Raw genomic sequence first — 19,041 nt, 5'->3', positions numbered from 1 at the left:
GGGAGACACAGTGCACTGGCAAACTCACACTGTTTTTAATCAACCTATACCCTTAAATAACAGCAACTTATACCTGTCTGATGGCGCGCTCTGCGAAGCGGTAACGCGTGAAGGTGCTGGCTGGGATAGCGATTTTCTCGCCAGTATTGGTCAGCAGTTAGGAACGGCTGAATCCCTTGAACTGGGGCGACTGGCGAATGTGAATCCGCCCGAATTATTGCGCTACGATGCGCAAGGACGCCGTCTGGACGATGTGCGTTTTCACCCCGCCTGGCACTTGCTGATGCAGGCGCTATGTACCAATCGGGTGCACAATCTTGCCTGGGAAGAAGACGCTCGCTCCGGCGCATTTGTGGCGCGAGCGGCGCGTTTTATGTTGCACGCACAGGTTGAGGCTGGGTCGTTATGCCCGATAACGATGACCTTTGCCGCCACGCCATTGTTATTACAGATGTTACCCGCGCCGTTTCAGGACTGGACCACGCCGCTGTTGAGCGATCGCTACGATTCCCACTTATTGCCAGGTGGGCAAAAACGCGGTTTGTTGATTGGCATGGGCATGACGGAAAAGCAGGGCGGTTCCGATGTGATGAGCAACACTACCCGCGCAGAGCGTCTGGACGATGGCTCTTATCGGCTGGTGGGGCATAAATGGTTTTTCTCGGTGCCACAAAGCGACGCGCATCTGGTGCTGGCGCAGACCACGGGCGGTTTATCCTGCTTTTTTGTGCCGCGATTTTTGCCTGACGGGCAACGCAACGCGATTCGCCTGGAGCGGCTGAAAGATAAGCTGGGCAATCGCTCTAACGCCAGTTGCGAAGTGGAGTTTCAGGATGCCATAGGCTGGTTATTGGGGCAGGAAGGGGAAGGGATTCGCCTGATCCTGAAAATGGGCGGGATGACGCGTTTTGATTGTGCACTGGGTAGCCACGCCATGATGCGTCGTGCGTTCTCGCTGGCAATTTATCACGCTCATCAACGCCATGTATTTGGTAATCCGTTGATCCAACAGCCTTTGATGCGTAATGTCTTAAGCCGCATGGCGCTCCAACTTGAAGGGCAAACAGCGTTGCTGTTTCGTCTTGCGCGAGCGTGGGATCGGCGTGCCGATGCCAAAGAAGCCCTGTGGGCGCGCTTATTTACGCCTGCGGCGAAATTTGTTATCTGCAAACGTGGCATTCCGTTTGTGGCTGAAGCGATGGAGGTGCTGGGCGGTATTGGCTATTGCGAAGAGAGCGAACTACCGCGACTTTATCGGGAAATGCCAGTTAACAGCATCTGGGAAGGTTCTGGCAATATTATGTGCCTGGATGTATTGCGCGTTCTTAATAAGCAGGCGGGTGTATACGACTTACTGTCGGAAGCGTTTATGGAAGTGAAAGGGCAGGATCGCTATTTTGATCGCGCGGTTCGTCGTTTGCAGCAGCAACTGCGTAAGCCAGCTGAAGAAATGGGGCGAGAGATTACTCGTCAGCTATTCCTGCTGGGTTGCGGCGCGCAAATGTTGAAATATGCCTCTCCGCCAATGGCGCAGGCGTGGTGTCAGATGATGTTTGATACGCGCGGCGGCGTGCGGTTGTCAGAGCAGATCCAGAATGATTTATTGCTGCGGGCGACGGGGGGAGTATGTTTATAAACGAGTCAGCCAGATGTGATGCTAGCGCGTCTTATAATGGCAACAGCACCATTACGTGTTATCAACTAACACAATGAAATTTCAGGAACTGTTGGCCGGATAAGGCACAGGTGCCGCATCCGGCATTGTTCATTTGCTGTAGATGACACTCACGCATACAGGATCGCCTGTACGCGCCAGTTATCAGGCTGCTGGTCTTCGTACATGGTAATAATGCGGTACCATGACGCACCTTGTTCATCAGCCTTTAACGCCACGATACGTTCCACGTCCTGCGGATCCCCTGAAATATTGCTAACCGAGATCTGACCTATTTCATTCAGGCCTGTCACGCAGTCAGCACTGGCGAATTCTGCAGACTGTGCCGTGGCGCTCGCAGGATAAGTCACTAATTGCAGCGAGGGTGAGGCAAGTAATTGTTTCATCGTCAGCTCCATTTTTCGTTTCCCCACATGTTGCAGGGCATTCCATCGCGGTAATAAACGCCCGAGCTTCCAGCTGGTAATTTATTGTGCACAGGTAAACGCATAGGGACGCAAAGCAATGTAAAGCTGACTATGTAAGTTGTCTGATTTATTTACGGTACAAAATGGCTTGTGAATACCACTGTCCTGTCACGATGGTTTCGTCCACCATGACGACAACGTAATAATCAGCTTTTGCAGCGACAGCTTTCGCTCTGATTTCTGCTAATGCGTCATCCGGAGAACCCCGAACCATCGTGCTTACGCTACCTATTCGCTGTAACCCTTGCGTCTGGTCGCGGCGAATCTCTTGCGGATGGTCCGTTACTGGCGGTGCTGGCTGTGGCGTACCTTGCAGTGCGCTACAGGCACTTAACATCAACACCAATAATAAACTGGCAAACCGGTAAATAACGCTATTACGTTTCCTGCTAACCATAGTGTAGTGCCTTATTAATTTAACTTTGGGGGAATGTTCCCGAATTGTTACCTGGTACGCGATTTTCGAATGAAAACGTGATGAAAGCGTAACCCACATCTCAACATTATGAACTAATACCGCCAGCAGAAACTTGTGCTAAGGATTTCTTCATGTCATACCAGACAAAAAGGAGAGACAGATGATTGAAATAGACTCGCGCGTGCTGGCAGATATTCCCGTTCTTCATGCTTATCCTGTCGGGCAAAAAGATACCCCGTTACCGTGCGTGATTTTTTATCACGGCTTTACTTCGTCCAGTCTGGTGTATAGCTATTTTGCCGTTGCGCTGGCGCAGGCTGGTTTGCGGGTGATCATGCCGGATGCGCCCGATCACGGTAGCCGTTTTAGGGGCGACGCAGCGCGGCGGTTAAATCAATTTTGGCAAATTTTGCTACAAAGTATGCAGGAATTCACTACCTTACGTGCGGCAATAGCCGAAGAAAACTGGCTGCTTGCTGACCGTCTGGCAGTCGGTGGCGCGTCGATGGGCGCGATGACGGCACTGGGAATTACCGCTCGCCACCCCACGGTGAAATGTACCGCCAGCATGATGGGATCGGGCTATTTTACATCGCTCGCCCGTTCACTGTTTCCACCGCTGATACCTGAAACGGCAGCACAGCAGAATGAATTCAATAACATTGTCGCGCCGCTGGCAGAGTGGGAAGCGACAAACCACCTGGAACAACTTGGTGACAGACCTCTACTGCTGTGGCATGGCCTTGACGATGACGTCGTGCCTGCCGACGAATCACTACGTTTGCAGCAGGCCTTAAGCGAGACGGGACGGGATAAACTGCTAACCTGTTCATGGCAGCCAGGCGTGCGTCACCGCATTACGCCTGAGGCATTAGATGCTGCCGTGACATTTTTCCAGCAGCATCTTTAAACACGCAGAATGCTGACCCCTTGCGCTTCCAGTTGTTGCAGGATTTCCGGGTTAGCATTTTTGCCGGTGATCAGCATATCGATTTGATCTGCACGACTAAAGAGCATCCCCGCACGTTCGCCGATCTTACTGCTATCAACCAGTACCACCAGTTTCCCTACCACGCTCAACATCTTCTGCTCTGCCATTGCCGTCAGCATATCGGTTTTATACAACCCTTCTGCGGTCAGTCCTTTGCCGCTGGTAAACATCCAGTGCCCGGCATAGAGACTGTTTTCGCTGCCCTGTGGACTTAAGGTGATGGACTGGCTTTTGTTGTATTGGCCGCCCATGATAATCACGCTGTCATGCTCCTGATCGATCAGGTAATTCGCCAGCGGTAGATAATTAGTAATGATTTGCACTGGCTTGCCACACATTTCCCGCCCAAGCAGAAACGCGGTGGAACCGCAGTTGATGACGACGCTTTCGCCGGGATTCACCAGCTGCGAGGCTGCTTTAGCGATACGTACTTTTTCATCATGGTTCTGCGCCTGATGCAGATTCATCGGCGTCCAGCGTGGGCGCTGCTGGGTAATGGCTTCTGCGCCATTGCGCACTTTTTTCAGTTTGCCGCTTTCGTCAAGTTTATTGATATCGCGTCGAGCGGTAGCAGGCGAAATTCCCAGACGCTCAACGACTTTCTCAACGGTCACAAAGCCCAATTGTGCGAGCATTTCCAGGAGAATTTGATGTCTTTGTGCTTCAGTCATGAGCTATTCCGATAAAATTTGATTTTTTTAGATGATATTTGAAATAGCCAGGAAATACTACGCCGGATAGCGCGAACTTCTCCACGCCATCCGGTATAAACGACAGATTACAGGAACGACTTGAACGGCAGATCCGGTTCAATGGTGAAGCAATCGTCAAAACCGCGTGGATAGTGGTACTCGAAGTTGTCTTTATCCAGCGGCCAGGTAAATTTGCCACCGACCTGCCAGATAAACGGCTTGAAGCCATACTTCAGGCGATCTTTTTTCATCTCCCACAGTACGCGGATCTCTTGCGGATCGGCCTGGAAGTTTGACCAGATATCATGGTGGAACGGGATAACCACTTTTGTATTCAGCGCTTCTGCCATACGCAGGATATCAGCACTGGTCATTTTGTCGGTGATACCACGTGGGTTTTCACCGTATGAACCTAATGCCACGTCGATCTGATGCTCGTTACCGTGCTTCGCATAGTAGTTAGAGTAGTGGGAATCGCCACTGTGATACAGGGTACCGCCCGGCGTTTTGAACAGGTAGTTTACCGCGCGATCGTCCATGCCGTCTGGCAGTACGCCAGCCGCTTTTTGATCGGCAGGCAAAGTGATCAGTGCAGTACGGTCAAACGCGTCAAGGGCATGAATTTCAATGTCTTTCACTTTAACGACATCGCCCGGTTTGACCACGATGCAACGTTCTTTCGGCACACCCCAGCCAATCCACAAATCCACGCAGGTTTTCGGCCCGATAAACGGTACGTCATCAGCGCAGTTTTGCATCACGGCGGCGGCCACGTTGACGTCGATGTGATCGTTATGATCGTGAGTAGCCAGTACGGCGTCGATCTGGCGAATCGCAAACGGATCAAGAACAAATGGGGTGGTACGCAGGTTCGGTTGCAGTTTTTTCACGCCAGCCATGCGCTGCATCTGGTGACCCTGTTTCATTAGTGGGTTACCGTGACTTTGTTTGCCAGTACCACACCAGAAATCGACGCAAACGTTGGTGCCACCTTCAGATTTCAGCCAGATCCCGGTGCAGCCTAGCCACCACATCGCGAATGTGCCAGGAGCTACCTGTTCTTGTTCAATTTCTTCATTCAACCAGCTACCCCACTCCGGGAAAGTGCTCAGGATCCAGGATTCACGGGTGATACTTTTCACTTTACTCATCGCCATTTACCTTCATTATGGTTCAATTTGAATCAATATTTGATTGGTTTTGATTAATCCTGACACTATTTTTTCAGGAAGGCAATGACCATTTTTTGACTTTTTGCCTGATGAGTAGTTGTTGATTTTAAGGCATTAAAGATGAAAAGGATTGTGATATTTAATTAACTACATGAATTTTAATTAATAAGTTTTGCATTGTGTGAATTCCACGCTTTCTATGTGGAATTATTTGCGTGTCGCGTCACATTTAATCATAAATAATCTTGTTGTGATTACTTTTGAAAATTAGAGTGAGTGCACAACATTCCGGGTGTGCGGAATACCCGGTTACCTCTTCTTCAGGAGATCGTTATGGAGATCCTCTACAACATCTTTACCGTGTTTTTTAACCAGGTCATGACTAATGCCCCGTTACTGCTGGGTATTGTGACCTGTCTGGGCTACATCCTGCTGCGCAAAAGTGTCAGCGTGATTATCAAAGGTACGATTAAAACCATTATTGGTTTCATGTTGTTGCAGGCCGGGTCCGGCATCCTGACCAGCACCTTCAAACCGGTGGTGGCGAAAATGTCGGAGGTTTATGGCATCAATGGTGCGATTTCCGATACTTACGCTTCCATGATGGCTACCATCGAACGTATGGGCGATGCCTATAGCTGGGTGGGCTACGCGGTGTTGCTGGCACTGGCGCTGAACATCTGTTACGTGCTGCTACGTCGCATTACCGGTATTCGCACCATCATGCTGACGGGTCACATCATGTTCCAGCAGGCGGGGCTGATTGCCGTTACGCTGTTTATCTTTGGTTACTCCATGTGGACCACCATTATCTGCACCGCGATTCTGGTTTCGCTCTACTGGGGTATTACCTCCAACATGATGTATAAGCCGACTCAGGAAGTGACGGACGGCTGTGGTTTCTCCATCGGTCACCAGCAGCAGTTTGCATCATGGATTGCTTATAAAGTTGCGCCTTTCCTCGGCAAAAAAGAGGAGAGCGTTGAAGACCTCAAACTGCCTGGCTGGCTGAACATTTTCCACGACAACATCGTCTCCACGGCGATTGTCATGACCATCTTCTTTGGTGCCATTCTGCTCTCCTTCGGTATCGACACCGTGCAGGCGATGGCAGGTAAAGTGAACTGGACGGTGTACATCCTGCAAACCGGTTTCTCCTTTGCGGTGGCGATCTTCATCATCACTCAGGGCGTGCGCATGTTTGTGGCGGAACTCTCAGAAGCGTTTAACGGTATCTCCCAGCGCCTGATCCCCGGTGCGGTTCTGGCGATTGACTGTGCGGCCATCTATAGCTTCGCGCCGAACGCTGTGGTCTGGGGCTTTATGTGGGGCACCATCGGTCAACTGATTGCAGTTGGCATCCTGGTCGCCTGCGGCTCTTCCATTCTGATTATCCCTGGCTTTATCCCGATGTTCTTCTCTAACGCCACTATTGGCGTGTTTGCTAACCACTTCGGTGGCTGGCGCGCGGCGCTGAAGATTTGTCTGGTGATGGGGATGATTGAAATCTTTGGTTGCGTCTGGGCGGTGAAACTCACCGGTATGAGCGCCTGGATGGGCATGGCGGACTGGTCGATTCTGGCACCACCGATGATGCAGGGCTTCTTCTCCATCGGCATCGCCTTTATGGCCGTCATCATTGTCATTGCACTGGCTTATATGTTCTTCGCTGGCCGCGCGCTGCGCGCAGAAGAAGATGCAGAAAAACAACTGGCAGAACAGTCTGCTTAATAAGGAGTTTTGATTATGACCGTACGTATTCTGGCTGTGTGTGGTAACGGACAAGGCAGTTCCATGATCATGAAAATGAAAGTGGACCAGTTTTTAACCCAGTCGAACATCGACCACACGGTAAACAGCTGCGCGGTTGGTGAATACAAAAGCGAGTTGAGCGGCGCGGATATCATCATCGCTTCTACGCACATCGCGGGCGAAATCACCGTGACCGGCAACAAATATGTCGTTGGCGTGCGCAACATGCTCTCTCCTGCTGACTTTGGCCCGAAACTGCTGGAAGTGATCAAAGAACATTTCCCGCAGGACGTGAAGTAAGGGCGCGCTATGAAATTACGTGATTCGCTGGCGGAGAATAAATCTATCCGTCTGCAGGCTGAAGCTGAGACATGGCAGGACGCAGTGAAAATCGGCGTTGACCTGCTGGTAGCGGCGGATGTTGTCGAGCCGCGTTACTACCAGGCGATTCTGGATGCGGTTGAACAACACGGCCCGTACTTTGTGCTCGCACCGGGCCTGGCAATGCCGCATGGTCGCCCGGAAGAGGGCGTTAAGAAAACCGGTTTTGCACTGGTGACGCTGAAAAAGCCGCTGGAGTTCAACCACGAAGATAACGACCCGGTGGATATCCTCATCACGATGGCGGCGGTCGATGCCAACACACATCAGGAAGTGGGCATCATGCAGATCGTCAACCTGTTTGAAGATGAAGAGAATTTCGACCGTTTACGCGCCTGCCGTACCGAGCAGGAAGTCCTGGATCTCATTGACCGCACCAACGCGGCTGCTTAAGAAGGAATTGAAAATGTCATTACCGATGTTGCAAGTCGCGCTGGACAACCAGACTATGGCTAGCGCCTACGAAACTACTCGCCTGATTGCCGAAGAAGTCGACATTATCGAAGTGGGCACCATTCTGTGCGTGGGCGAAGGTGTGCGTGCGGTTCGCGATCTGAAAGCGCTTTATCCGCACAAAATCGTGCTGGCAGACGCCAAAATCGCCGATGCGGGCAAAATCCTTTCTCGTATGTGCTTTGAAGCCAACGCTGACTGGGTGACCGTGATTTGTTGTGCAGATATCAACACCGCCAAAGGCGCGCTGGACGTGGCAAAAGAGTTTAATGGCGACGTGCAGATCGAACTGACCGGTTACTGGACCTGGGAACAGGCGCAGCAGTGGCGCGACGCAGGTATCCAGCAGGTGGTTTATCACCGCAGCCGTGACGCGCAGGCCGCAGGCGTGGCGTGGGGCGAAGCTGACATTACCGCGATCAAACGTCTGTCCGATATGGGCTTCAAAGTGACCGTCACCGGTGGCCTGGCGCTGGAAGATCTGCCGCTGTTCAAAGGCATTCCGATTCATGTCTTTATCGCGGGTCGCAGCATCCGTGATGCCGCTTCTCCGGTGGAAGCCGCGCGTCAGTTCAAACGTTCCATCGCCCAACTGTGGGGCTAAGGAGCGGATATGTTGTCCAAACAAATCCCGCTTGGCATCTATGAAAAAGCGCTCCCCGCCGGGGAGTGCTGGCTGGAACGGCTGCAACTGGCAAAAACGTTAGGCTTCGATTTTGTCGAGATGTCGGTAGATGAAACGGACGATCGCCTCTCGCGCCTTGACTGGAGCCGCGAGCAGCGTCTGGCGCTGGTGAACGCGATTGTTGAAACCGGCGTGCGCGTACCATCCATGTGCCTTTCTGCTCATCGTCGTTTCCCGCTGGGCAGCGAAGATGACGCAGTGCGGGCGCAGGGGCTGGAGATTATGCGCAAAGCTATCCAGTTCGCCCAGGATGTCGGTATTCGCGTGATCCAACTGGCGGGCTACGACGTTTACTATCAGGAAGCCAATAACGAAACGCGTCGTCGTTTCCGTGACGGCCTGAAAGAGAGCGTTGAGATGGCGAGCCGCGCGCAGGTGACGCTGGCGATGGAGATCATGGATTACCCGTTGATGAACTCCATCAGCAAGGCGCTGGGCTATGCGCACTATCTCAACAACCCGTGGTTCCAGCTCTACCCGGATATCGGCAACTTATCGGCGTGGGATAACGACGTGCAGATGGAATTGCAGGCCGGAATCGGGCACATCGTCGCGGTGCATGTGAAAGACACTAAACCAGGCGTCTTCAAAAACGTGCCGTTTGGCGAGGGTGTGGTGGATTTCGAACGTTGCTTTGAAACGCTCAAACAGAGTGGTTATTGCGGGCCGTACCTGATTGAGATGTGGAGCGAAACGGCGGAAGACCCGGCGGCAGAAGTGGCGAAAGCGCGTGATTGGGTGAAAGCGCGCATGGCTAAAGCAGGCATGGTGGAGGCGGCATAATGCAAAAGCTGAAACAGCAGGTATTTGAAGCCAACATGGATCTGCCGCGTTACGGGCTGGTGACCTTTACCTGGGGTAACGTCAGTGCCATTGACCGCGAACGCGGGCTGGTGGTGATCAAGCCCAGCGGTGTCGCCTACGAAACCATGAAAGCAGACGATATGGTGGTGGTTGATATGAGCGGCAAGGTGGTGGAAGGGGAGTATCGTCCGTCTTCCGACACTGCGACGCATCTTGAACTCTACCGCCGTTATCCGTCGCTTGGCGGCATTGTCCATACCCACTCCACGCATGCCACCGCATGGGCGCAGGCGGGGCTGGCGATCCCGGCATTAGGCACCACGCACGCTGACTACTTCTTTGGCGATATCCCGTGTACGCGCGGGTTAAGCGAAGAAGAAGTGCAGGGGGAATACGAGCTAAACACTGGCAAAGTGATTATCGAAACGCTGGGTGACGCCGAGCCGCTGCATACGCCGGGAATTGTGGTGTATCAGCACGGGCCATTCGCCTGGGGGAAAGATGCTCACGATGCGGTGCATAACGCGGTGGTGATGGAAGAAGTGGCAAAAATGGCGTGGATTGCCCGCGGCATTAACCCACAACTGAATCACATCGACAGCTATCTCATGAATAAACACTTCATGCGTAAGCACGGTCCTAACGCCTATTACGGGCAGAAGTAAGCAGTGCGCCCCGGAATTATTACCTCCTGCGGGATGTAATTGGTCTGATTCCGGGGCCGTTTCAGTTAATAAATCGTATAAACAACAGGTGTTTTTATGGCTATCAACGGATTGTTTGTCAGAACGGATCCGCAGCGTCGCCGTTATGGCGTTGCGTTACTTGTGGGTGTACTTTCAGGAATTATTTCAGCATTTGTTAAATGGGGAGCGGAAGTTCCCTTGCCACCGCGCACATTTTCCGGTGGTCGCGATGAGTTTAATCCGCCGTATATCTTTCTACGGGATTATTTAGGGATCGACCCAACCCAAACTGTGTATACATTCTCGGAACATATTATCAACCCGGTGATGGTGACGCATATCATCTTCTCACTGGTTTTTGCGATAGGGTATTGTGTGGTCGCGGAAATTTTCCCGAAAGTGAAATTATGGCAGGGGATATTAGCAGGGCTTATTGTGACAGTGGCAGTCCACGGTATATTTTGCCCGGCGCTGAATTTAACGCCGCCGCTCACTCAATTGCCTTTTGACGAATATGCATCTGAAATCCTTGGGCACATTTTCTGGTTCTGGATAATAGAAATTATGCGCCGCGACTTACGTAATCGCATTACTCATGAGCCGGATCCGGAAGTCGTTATTCGTTGAATGGCGCATAAAAAAGCCCCCTGAGAAGGGGGCAAAGCAAACTATGGCAATGTTTCGTTGGTTATACCTGGTGCTAGCGATAAATATCCGCGCTGGCGTGCATATTGCCGTTACTCCCCGGTTCCCGCATCAGAATCACATGGTAGTACGTTGCGCCCTGCGCATCTGTCTCTTCATTTAATGCCTGACGTGCTTCACTTTCAGTGGCGAAATTATGATTGATATAAATCACGCCTAAGCTTTGCACATCGTCCATATTTCTGGCCTGGTGGTTATTAATTTCAATGGCTGCCCATGTATTTGCACTTAGCAAAAGCACAGCCAGAAGGGCTAAAACACGGCTGAACATAGATACCTCCTCGACGGCTGACTTTGTGTGCTCTCCTCTTGTGGTGATCTTCTGATTTAATTTTAATCAATGAGAAAGAAGTTGATGGTGACCATTTCTGATGCAGTTGTTCAAAAAAACACCATGATGAAGTGTGATGAACTTCAAATCAGCGTGTTAGTACGATTTGGTGAAAGATGAGATTTATTTGTCGGCTGGCCTTGAGTTTAGCGGGGTATGTCAGTACTATAACGCGTCATTTTTCAGCCGACCTTTAACACGTTCCTTGCCTCCCCGGGATTCGGCTGACCCAGACAGGAGGCTGAATAATCCGTAAGGAGCAATTCGATGCGTCATTACGAAATCGTTTTTATGGTCCATCCTGACCAGAGCGAACAGGTTCCGGGCATGATCGAGCGCTACACTGCTGCCATCACTGGTGCAGAAGGCAAGATCCACCGTCTGGAAGACTGGGGCCGCCGTCAGCTGGCTTACCCGATCAACAAACTGCACAAAGCACACTACGTTCTGATGAACGTTGAAGCTCCGCAGGAAGTGATCGATGAGCTGGAAACTACCTTCCGCTTCAACGATGCCGTTATCCGCAGCATGGTTATGCGTACCAAGCACGCTGTTACCGAAGCATCTCCGATGGTTAAAGCGAAAGACGAGCGCCGTGAGCGTCGCGATGATTTCGCAAACGAAACCGCTGATGATGCTGAAGCTGGGGATTCTGAAGAGTAATTTCTGATGACCAACCGTCTGGTGTTGTCCGGCACCGTGTGCAGGACTCCCCTTCGAAAGGTCAGTCCATCAGGAATTCCTCACTGCCAGTTCGTGCTTGAGCATCGTTCTGTGCAGGAGGAAGCCGGCTTTCACCGGCAGGCGTGGTGTCAAATGCCCGTTATTGTTAGCGGACACGAAAACCAGGCCATTACTCACAGTATAACGGTCGGCAGTCGCATAACCATTCAGGGGTTCATTTCATGCCACAAGGCAAAGAACGGACTGAGCAAAATGGTTTTGCATGCCGAGCAGATTGAATTGATAGATTCTGGAGACTAGCCATATGGCACGTTATTTCCGTCGTCGCAAGTTCTGCCGTTTCACCGCGGAAGGCGTTCAAGAGATCGACTATAAAGATATCGCTACGCTGAAAAACTACATCACCGAAAGCGGTAAGATTGTCCCAAGCCGTATCACCGGTACCCGTGCAAAATACCAGCGTCAGCTGGCTCGCGCTATCAAACGCGCTCGCTACCTGTCCCTGCTGCCGTACACTGATCGCCATCAGTAATCGGTCACGGTCCATTAATACGACTTTGAGAGGATAAGGTAATGCAAGTTATTCTGCTTGATAAAGTAGCAAACCTGGGTAGCCTGGGTGATCAGGTAAACGTTAAAGCGGGCTATGCTCGTAACTTCCTGGTACCGCAGGGTAAAGCTGTTCCAGCTACCAAGAAAAACATTGAATTCTTCGAAGCACGTCGCGCTGAACTGGAAGCTAAACTGGCTGAAGTTCTGGCAGCTGCTAATGCTCGCGCTGAGAAAATCAATGCACTGGAAACTGTTACCATCGCGTCTAAAGCTGGCGACGAAGGTAAACTGTTCGGTTCCATCGGTACTCGCGACATCGCTGACGCTGTAACTGCAGCTGGCGTTGAAGTGGCTAAGAGCGAAGTTCGTCTGCCGAACGGCGTTCTGCGTACCACTGGCGAACACGAAGTGAGCTTCCAGGTTCACAGCGAAGTATTCGCGAAAGTGATCGTAAACGTAGTAGCTGAATAATTCGTTATTCAACGAGACGTAAAAACGCCGACCATTGGTCGGCGTTTTGCTTTCTATTTTTCGTCAGGCATTAATTTCGCAAGTAGATCCATTCACCATTCTCTTGTGTCCATAAGTCAGGATGGTTTGCTGGCGTTAGATGCATACGATCACTCCTTATGTCTCGGTCCTGCGGCACTCGCTCGAAACCTAAACCCGAGTAGATTGCGGCTGAATTTGATAAGGAACGTAGACCAATTTTCAAATCATGGGGTAAATCAGAATACGCGTTTAGCAATGCAGCAATGATGAATCCGAGGGCATTAGAAACGCCTGTAACAGTGCGAAGTTGGTCGATATAAAGATCGATTGTTGGTAGTTCAGATGACCAGCAATTAGGCATTTGGGCAGGAAGGGTTACAACGTATCCTATCGTTTGGCCGGTATAGTCTGGAGTACCATAACCAGGTCCCAAAACCACTTCGTGTATTGTGTATTTACTGTTGGGTTCGAAGGATTCGACATCTTGCAATAAATATTTCAGTTCTGCGGTTAACCGCGCACCCGCGTAAGCTTTATTGTATTTCTGGGCGTGAATATTATCTAATGTAGCTTCATGGTTCCATCCAAAAGAATTATCACCATTCATTGTTATTCCATCGTAAGTATTACACCTCGTCGCTAGCTTATTGAATGCTTGCCAGTCTGAGAGATCTAGTTTGTGGATCTCAACAGTACGTCTGCCATCGCAATTATGATCTCTTCCACGATTTGACAGTAATGTAGCGCGTGCGTATTGATGAAATTTTAGTTTTGCTGGTTTGTCGGTGGACGAAAAACGAGGTAAATATGCGGGGAATGAATAAATAGTTGTTGGTAATGTCATTTTATTGTTGCCTGTTTAATATTTTTACAAATATCGCAGTTGAATGTTCAAAGAAAAAGAATTGATATTAATAAAAATAAGTTTGTTTTCTGAAGTGGTGAAAATAGCGGATGGTGAAAGATATTAATATCAAAAATCGCTCATCACGGATATAACGATGCACCAGGGAGGGGGGAGATGACTGACAACGCGTTGGTAAGCGAGGTTCGATAACTCAAGCTTCTTTAAAAACGCCATAACCTCAATTATAGCGTTTTTATTTAAAATAATTAGTGGGTAGCTAACTGTACTTGTGGTTCTTCATCTTTAACTTTGATAAGCGTCCACAACGCAATAGCACCAATAATGTCAAAGAAAGCCAGGGCAATAAAGAACGGCGCGAAGCCGATAATGTGAACGAATGCCCCGATGAACAGGTTGAAAATCAACTGACCGCTCCACGCACAGGCTCCTGCCATACCCACAGCGGTAGCTACTTCGTCTTTTTTGAATAGGTCACCGCCCAAGGTTGCCGCAACAGTAGAAAGACATTGATGCGAGAATGCGCCAATGCTAATCAGTAATACGGCGATGTAGGGATTTTCGACAATACTCACCAGACCAATCGTCATCATAATGACGGCTGCAATAGTGAAGGTAATTCTTCGTGAGTTAATTAAACTCACGCCGCGATCGTGGAAGAACTTCGCGACAAAACCACTGGCTAAACAGCCGAGATCGCCCAGCAGGAAAGGCAGCCAGACGAACATGGCAATTTCTTTCAGGCTAAAATGCAGCGTTTCGACGAAGAAAATCGGTACCCAGAAGTTAATGGTTCCCCATGCCGGGTCAGCGAGAAAACGCGCGATGCCAATCCCCCAGAAATTACGTTGGCTGAGGATATGCTTGATTGACGTTTTTTCTTTCTTATCTGTTTTAAGATGCTGTTCTTGCCCAGACTCAATATAGTGGCGCTCTTCATCAGAAAGGCGTTTAGCATCTTTTGGATCTTTATAACAAAAGAACCAAAATAAAGCCGCGAGTAAAGCAAGGCTACCTGAGACAATAAACGCAAATTGCCAGCTATGAAACATAATGCACCAGGCAATCAACGGTGGAGCAAGCATCGCGCCGAGTGAGGTGCCCATATTGAAAACACCTGTCGCCACGCCACGCTCTTTTGCCGGGAACCATGTTGATGCGGTTTTTACACCCGCAGGAATTGCCGATGCTTCGCTGAAACCCATCAGGGCGCGCATAAATGCCAGACCTGACCATGTTCCTGTCAAGGCATGCCCCATTGTCGCCAGGCCCCAGATTGCGGCACATATCGCAAAACTTAACTTCAGACCCACGGTATCAATAAAGAAGCCCATTACCGGTTGCCCCAATGTATAGGCCAACTGGAATGCACTGACAATCCATGAATATTGTTCTTTGGTTATTCCGGTTGTCTCCATAATCGTTGGAGCCGCAATTCCTAACGCCGTTCTGTCCAGATAATTGATTACAGTGATAAAGCATACGAGGGCAATCATATGCCATCGATAATTCTTTATTTTATTCATTTTTAAACCTTTTAATTATATTAATAAACCCTGGTTGTTGGTATTTCCATGTAATAGGCAATAAAAATCAGGTACAGAGTAAATATTGAAAATTACTGTGTGTAAATGTCTCCCTTTAAAAAGTCTGGCCAGTTTTTTTCAAAGTAAATACCGTTAATACACGGTTGCATACGTAAAGACTTTACTTCGGTAATAAAAGAACCTTGCGAATATTGAATTGTTAATTTGTGATTTTTGTCTTCAGCGAGTTCAGAGCGAAAACGCCATTCTTCTTTTGCGCCGCGACGAGTTTGTGGTAGGCATTTGCCTTGTGGATCAATAACCATACGCGCCCCACGGCTACCACCACCAGCATCAATATAATGCGTTAATTGTGTTAATACCGCGGCAGAAGTCAGCGCCATATGCCGCCACATAAATAGCTCGGCAACTTCACCCACATGTTTGATTGCCAATCCATGCCGTTGCACAAATTCGTTCAATAGCAGGGCATCACGAGTGGCGCGTCGGACTTTATCGGCATGGCAAATAAATCCCGCGTAGTCAGACATTCGTGCCTGAATTTTTTCCCTCACAACCGACAACGGCATCCCGGTCCCGTTATCGTGCGCCTGAGTAATGATCTCTCTTATAGAAGCCAGTGCCGGAGCTACCAGCTGTGCTATATCTCCATCAATATTACGTTTTTGCGTGCAACCAATAAAACGTGCCAGACGAACAGCAAAAACCTGCCCGGCATTCAATGCCGCACCACCAGGGCGAGTGACGCCGTGTGTGCCAGCAACTTCCCCCACGGCGAAACATCCGGGCAGGGAGGTTTGCCCCCAGATATCCACTTCAATGCCGCCATTCATATGCTGATTATTCATGGCAAACTGCAATGGCTGCGTGGTGAGATCGTAACCGTGCATCTTATACAGCGAGATAGACAGCGGATTCATTCGTTGCAGTCGTTCGATGGGCGATGGTGCCAGAGCGTCGTTATTTTCCAGATACGCGCGAACGTCGTCGTCCAGTCGATCTAATGAGAACGGCAGGTCACCCGGCACAGGTTCAGGATTGCGATTGAAATCCATAAATACCTGACGTCCTGATTGCTGCTCTTGCGCTACTGCCATATCTAACAAGCTGGAGCCAAAATCCATCACTCGTGTGGCGTGAAACGGCCACTGATAGCCTTTACGGAAGATGTTTGAAGCCAGCTCCTGGGTGGTGCGATAGTAATCTGCGAGGAAGTTATACTCGTTGCCCCCGGCATCCACGGAATAGATATATGGGATCACCTGTACATAGGTGCCGGACAAATTCCACGGAAACGTGCTGCGCGGCGTGCCTATACCAAACTGGCTTTCGGTCAGATTGGTTAGCGTCAAACCTTCTTCCAGTGCCAGTCCCAGCGAGCCGAAGCATTTATGTGGATAAACACTGTCGCGATAAAGCTCGCCCGGTCCGCCCGTTGCCAGTACCACATTGGGCGCCGTCACAATAGCCAGCCCCCAGGGGTTATAGGCGCGGGAACCGGTTGCGAGAATAGCCCCCGCAACGCGATCTTCGCCATTCTCTCCGTGCTGATGCAGGAGCTTAATCACCGTTGCACTGGTCAGTAGTGGTATGGCAAGACGCTGCACTTCCTCCAGCAATACTTTCACCATTAGGCGAGAAGTACGCGGCCCACACGAGGTTGCTCGCCCGGCTTCGTCATGGTCGGTTTGATAACGAAGAATTGCGCCATAGCGATCTTCCGGTAATTCCAGACCAAGATATTGCAACCCGCCAAGAGTGTGCAGAGAACCTACCGCTTCGACATAAGCGGTGTCGTGATCCATCGCCCCACCGCTCGCCAGTGCTTCCGCCAGTTTGGCGAAGTTATCGCCGTTGCCCGCGGTAGCGGCGGTAAACAGCGTCTGTTTATCGGAACCAGAACATGCCGATGTCCCCATATATAACCCGGCGGTGGCGATCAGCACATTTTGCTGGCGGCGCTTAAGTTCAACCGCTGCGCGCAGCCCTGCCGCGCCGCTACCAACGACTAGCGCATCAACTTGCCAGATCGGGTAATCGACATCTTCAACCGTGACAATTGACGCTGGCTCTGCTGACACAAAACCCTTCGGGAAAGTGACGTGCGTCAGCGCATCAAGGAGGGTGTCATCAAGCTGACTCATGCATCCTCCATCGGCGTAAACAGGCTACTTTCCATCAGGCGTGGCTGATTGATAATTGGACGGAAAGCCATATATGGCAGAATGTCGCGCTCAATCTCCACACCTGGTGCGATTTCAATTAATTCAACGCCTTCTGCTGTTAACTGGAATACTGCACGTTCAGTGATATACAACACTTCCTGACCGCTTTGCTGTGCGTAGGCGGCGCTAAAAGTGATTTTTTCCACCTGGGTAACCAGTTTAGGGATTTGACCTGACTGGGCGATATGCAAGCCATCTGGTGTTACATCAATCGTGCTACCTTTGGCGTCGAACGTGCCACAGAACACCACTTTACGGGCGTTTTGCGCAATTTCGAGAAATCCGCCGGGGCCAATGAGATTGCCATTGAGATGGGAGACGTTGACGTTACCGTACTCATCCATCTCACCCATACCGAGGAAAGTAATGTCGATGCCGCCGCCGCTGTAGAACTCGAACTGATCGAGTGACGGAATAATGGCATCGGCGTTACGGGCGCAGCCGAATAGAGCATCATCCAGCATCATGCCGTTATGTACGCCTTGCTCGACGCTCAGCCATAAACTTTGATAAGGCACGCCTTCGCGCAGTGCAACCCCAGGAATGCCGCCGGGAATGCCAAAGCCAAAGTTGGTTGAAGCGCCAGCCACCAGTTCGCGTGCTGCCCGACGGGCAATCAGGCGGCGCACCGGATGACTAACCAGTTCAATAGCGTCGTTAGAACTCAAACGGCGATGCTGACCGCTGATGGTCAGGTCGTAACCGCCAAGATAGGTTTGCGGTTGTTCGCGGTGTTCAACGATGCCATCAACCAGAATGCCCGGTAATTTGACCCGGCGTGGTTCAATGGCACCAGCTTCCAGCACATCGCGCACCTGTACGAACACTTTGCCGCCGCTGTTGTGTGCTGCCAGCGCCATGGAATAGCTATCCATATCAATCGCCTCTTCTTCGAGGCTGACGTTGCCACGCGGATCGGCATAAGTGCCACGCAAAATCGCGTAGTCCACTTTGAAGGGGCGATAACGAAGTTTGGTTTCACCGTCGATTTCAATCAGTTCTACCAGATCCTCAGTGCTGCTAGCGTTCGACTTACCGCCGCCGTTGCGCGGATCAACAAACGATCCCAGTCCAACGTGGGTAAAAAGCCCTGGACGTCCGGCACCGATCTCCCGCAGCAGTGCCTGAATTACGCCACCAGGGAAGCAGTAGGCTTCAATAGCATTGTTTTTTACCAGATCCTGCATCTTGGGCGACCAGGTAAAATGTCCGGCAATAATGCGTTTGAGCATCTCTGCATGAGCAAAGCGGTTAGTGCCTTTGCAGTCGCGATCGCCAATGCCCAGCGAGTGGATTAATGTCAGATCGCGCGGGTGTCCGGTTTGCAGGAAACGCGCTTCAATAGCAGCCAGAATATGGTCCGCTTCCACCATGCCGCCGCCATTACCGCTAATGGCAATGGTTGCGCCGTCCTGAATTTGCGCCGCCAGTGTCTCGGCGGTTGTTATCTTACGCATACAATTT

The 19,041-nt window shown here is 50.6% G+C and carries 22 protein-coding genes; 13 read left to right on the top strand and 9 right to left on the bottom strand.

The features are described 5' to 3' along the window. Positions 1-10: 10 nt before the first annotated feature. A complete protein-coding gene (locus HEN33_RS05860) occupies positions 11-1,636 on the top strand; it encodes an isovaleryl-CoA dehydrogenase (RefSeq protein ID WP_176263634.1) in 1,626 nt (541 codons plus the stop codon). Between the two features lie 149 nt (positions 1,637-1,785). On the opposite strand, the gene yjfN is transcribed toward HEN33_RS05860, so the two are convergent. Next, the gene (yjfN, locus tag HEN33_RS05855) at positions 1,786-2,061 is read right to left on the bottom strand and encodes a DUF1471 family protease activator YjfN (RefSeq protein ID WP_000811566.1); all 276 of its coding nucleotides are present in this window, start codon (positions 2,059-2,061) and stop codon (positions 1,786-1,788) included. A gap of 148 nt (positions 2,062-2,209) precedes the next feature. Then, positions 2,210-2,539 carry a biofilm peroxide resistance protein BsmA gene (gene bsmA, locus HEN33_RS05850; RefSeq protein ID WP_000254636.1) on the bottom strand — a complete coding sequence of 110 codons (330 nt, stop codon included), beginning with the start codon at positions 2,537-2,539 and terminating at the stop codon, positions 2,210-2,212. A gap of 181 nt (positions 2,540-2,720) precedes the next feature. Here bsmA and yjfP point away from each other — a divergent pair, with 181 nt between their 5' ends. Continuing rightward, positions 2,721-3,470 (top strand): esterase, encoded by a 750-nt coding sequence (gene yjfP / locus HEN33_RS05845; protein ID WP_032185754.1) that lies wholly within the window; start codon positions 2,721-2,723, stop codon positions 3,468-3,470. Here yjfP and ulaR read toward each other — a convergent pair. Together ulaR and ulaG are read right to left on the bottom strand one after the other, a co-directional pair. Further along, the gene (ulaR, locus tag HEN33_RS05840) at positions 3,467-4,222 is read right to left on the bottom strand and encodes an HTH-type transcriptional regulator UlaR (protein ID WP_000133631.1); all 756 of its coding nucleotides are present in this window, start codon (positions 4,220-4,222) and stop codon (positions 3,467-3,469) included. The genes yjfP and ulaR overlap by 4 nt on opposite strands. Positions 4,223-4,329: 107 nt before the next feature. After that, positions 4,330-5,394 carry an L-ascorbate 6-phosphate lactonase gene (gene ulaG, locus HEN33_RS05835; protein ID WP_001353507.1) on the bottom strand — a complete coding sequence of 355 codons (1,065 nt, stop codon included), beginning with the start codon at positions 5,392-5,394 and terminating at the stop codon, positions 4,330-4,332. A gap of 354 nt (positions 5,395-5,748) precedes the next feature. Between ulaG and ulaA the strand changes: the two genes are divergently transcribed. The 7 genes from ulaA (at position 5,749) to HEN33_RS05800 (ending at position 10,803) form a co-directional block, all read left to right on the top strand. After that, on the top strand, positions 5,749-7,146 hold the full coding sequence (gene ulaA / locus HEN33_RS05830; RefSeq protein WP_000404886.1) for a PTS ascorbate transporter subunit IIC: 1,398 nt from the start codon (positions 5,749-5,751) through the stop codon (positions 7,144-7,146). Positions 7,147-7,161: 15 nt separating this feature from the next. Next, positions 7,162-7,467: a PTS ascorbate transporter subunit IIB gene (gene ulaB, locus HEN33_RS05825; RefSeq protein ID WP_000218362.1), complete on the top strand. Its 306-nt coding sequence runs from the start codon at positions 7,162-7,164 to the stop codon at positions 7,465-7,467. Positions 7,468-7,476: 9 nt separating this feature from the next. Next, positions 7,477-7,941 carry a PTS ascorbate transporter subunit IIA gene (gene ulaC / locus HEN33_RS05820; protein WP_000776505.1) on the top strand — a complete coding sequence of 155 codons (465 nt, stop codon included), beginning with the start codon at positions 7,477-7,479 and terminating at the stop codon, positions 7,939-7,941. A gap of 13 nt (positions 7,942-7,954) precedes the next feature. Further along, positions 7,955-8,605: a 3-keto-L-gulonate-6-phosphate decarboxylase UlaD gene (gene ulaD, locus HEN33_RS05815; RefSeq protein ID WP_105271838.1), complete on the top strand. Its 651-nt coding sequence runs from the start codon at positions 7,955-7,957 to the stop codon at positions 8,603-8,605. A 9-nt stretch (positions 8,606-8,614) separates the two neighbouring features. Continuing rightward, a complete protein-coding gene (gene ulaE / locus HEN33_RS05810; RefSeq protein ID WP_000949498.1) occupies positions 8,615-9,469 on the top strand; it encodes an L-ribulose-5-phosphate 3-epimerase UlaE in 855 nt (284 codons plus the stop codon). Continuing rightward, positions 9,469-10,155, top strand: a complete 687-nt coding sequence (gene ulaF, locus HEN33_RS05805; protein ID WP_001170804.1) for an L-ribulose-5-phosphate 4-epimerase UlaF — start codon at positions 9,469-9,471, stop codon at positions 10,153-10,155. Before ulaE ends, ulaF begins: the two co-directional genes overlap by 1 nt. Positions 10,156-10,251: 96 nt before the next feature. Further along, complete coding sequence (locus tag HEN33_RS05800; protein WP_032304369.1) at positions 10,252-10,803, top strand: YagU family protein; 552 nt, start codon at positions 10,252-10,254, stop codon at positions 10,801-10,803. 73 nt (positions 10,804-10,876) lie between these two features. Here the strand turns inward: HEN33_RS05800 and yjfY are convergent, their stop codons facing one another. After that, positions 10,877-11,152: a DUF1471 family protein YjfY gene (yjfY, locus tag HEN33_RS05795; RefSeq protein ID WP_000492914.1), complete on the bottom strand. Its 276-nt coding sequence runs from the start codon at positions 11,150-11,152 to the stop codon at positions 10,877-10,879. Positions 11,153-11,479: 327 nt separating this feature from the next. Here yjfY and rpsF point away from each other — a divergent pair, with 327 nt between their 5' ends. From rpsF to rplI, 4 genes are read left to right on the top strand one after another with little or no spacing between them, the layout of a single operon-like run. Beyond that, positions 11,480-11,875 (top strand): 30S ribosomal protein S6, encoded by a 396-nt coding sequence (gene rpsF / locus HEN33_RS05790; protein WP_001216676.1) that lies wholly within the window; start codon positions 11,480-11,482, stop codon positions 11,873-11,875. Between the two features lie 6 nt (positions 11,876-11,881). Continuing rightward, the gene (gene priB / locus HEN33_RS05785) at positions 11,882-12,196 is read left to right on the top strand and encodes a primosomal replication protein N (RefSeq protein ID WP_176263633.1); all 315 of its coding nucleotides are present in this window, start codon (positions 11,882-11,884) and stop codon (positions 12,194-12,196) included. 4 nt (positions 12,197-12,200) lie between these two features. Then, positions 12,201-12,428 (top strand): 30S ribosomal protein S18, encoded by a 228-nt coding sequence (rpsR, locus tag HEN33_RS05780; protein WP_000135199.1) that lies wholly within the window; start codon positions 12,201-12,203, stop codon positions 12,426-12,428. Between the two features lie 41 nt (positions 12,429-12,469). Beyond that, positions 12,470-12,919: a 50S ribosomal protein L9 gene (gene rplI / locus HEN33_RS05775; protein ID WP_001196062.1), complete on the top strand. Its 450-nt coding sequence runs from the start codon at positions 12,470-12,472 to the stop codon at positions 12,917-12,919. Positions 12,920-12,989: 70 nt separating this feature from the next. On the opposite strand, the gene HEN33_RS05770 is transcribed toward rplI, so the two are convergent. From HEN33_RS05770 to HEN33_RS05755, 4 genes are all read right to left on the bottom strand, one after another. After that, positions 12,990-13,784, bottom strand: coding sequence for a DUF2686 family protein (locus HEN33_RS05770; protein WP_088541520.1), 795 nt, complete (start codon positions 13,782-13,784; stop codon positions 12,990-12,992). Between the two features lie 269 nt (positions 13,785-14,053). Then, complete coding sequence (locus HEN33_RS05765) at positions 14,054-15,331, bottom strand: MFS transporter (RefSeq protein WP_001033614.1); 1,278 nt, start codon at positions 15,329-15,331, stop codon at positions 14,054-14,056. 92 nt (positions 15,332-15,423) lie between these two features. After that, positions 15,424-17,496: an FAD-dependent oxidoreductase gene (locus HEN33_RS05760; RefSeq protein ID WP_176263552.1), complete on the bottom strand. Its 2,073-nt coding sequence runs from the start codon at positions 17,494-17,496 to the stop codon at positions 15,424-15,426. Then, positions 17,493-19,034, bottom strand: a complete 1,542-nt coding sequence (locus HEN33_RS05755) for an acyl CoA:acetate/3-ketoacid CoA transferase (RefSeq protein ID WP_176263553.1) — start codon at positions 19,032-19,034, stop codon at positions 17,493-17,495. Before HEN33_RS05755 ends, HEN33_RS05760 begins: the two co-directional genes overlap by 4 nt. Positions 19,035-19,041 lie beyond the last annotated feature (7 nt).

The sequence above is a fragment of the Escherichia sp. 94.0001 genome (genome assembly GCF_013369155.2).
Taxonomy (GTDB): domain Bacteria; phylum Pseudomonadota; class Gammaproteobacteria; order Enterobacterales; family Enterobacteriaceae; genus Escherichia; species Escherichia coli_F.
The sequence above is the reverse complement of the archived record's forward strand: the minus strand, read 5'-3'. Positions and strand labels throughout refer to the sequence as shown.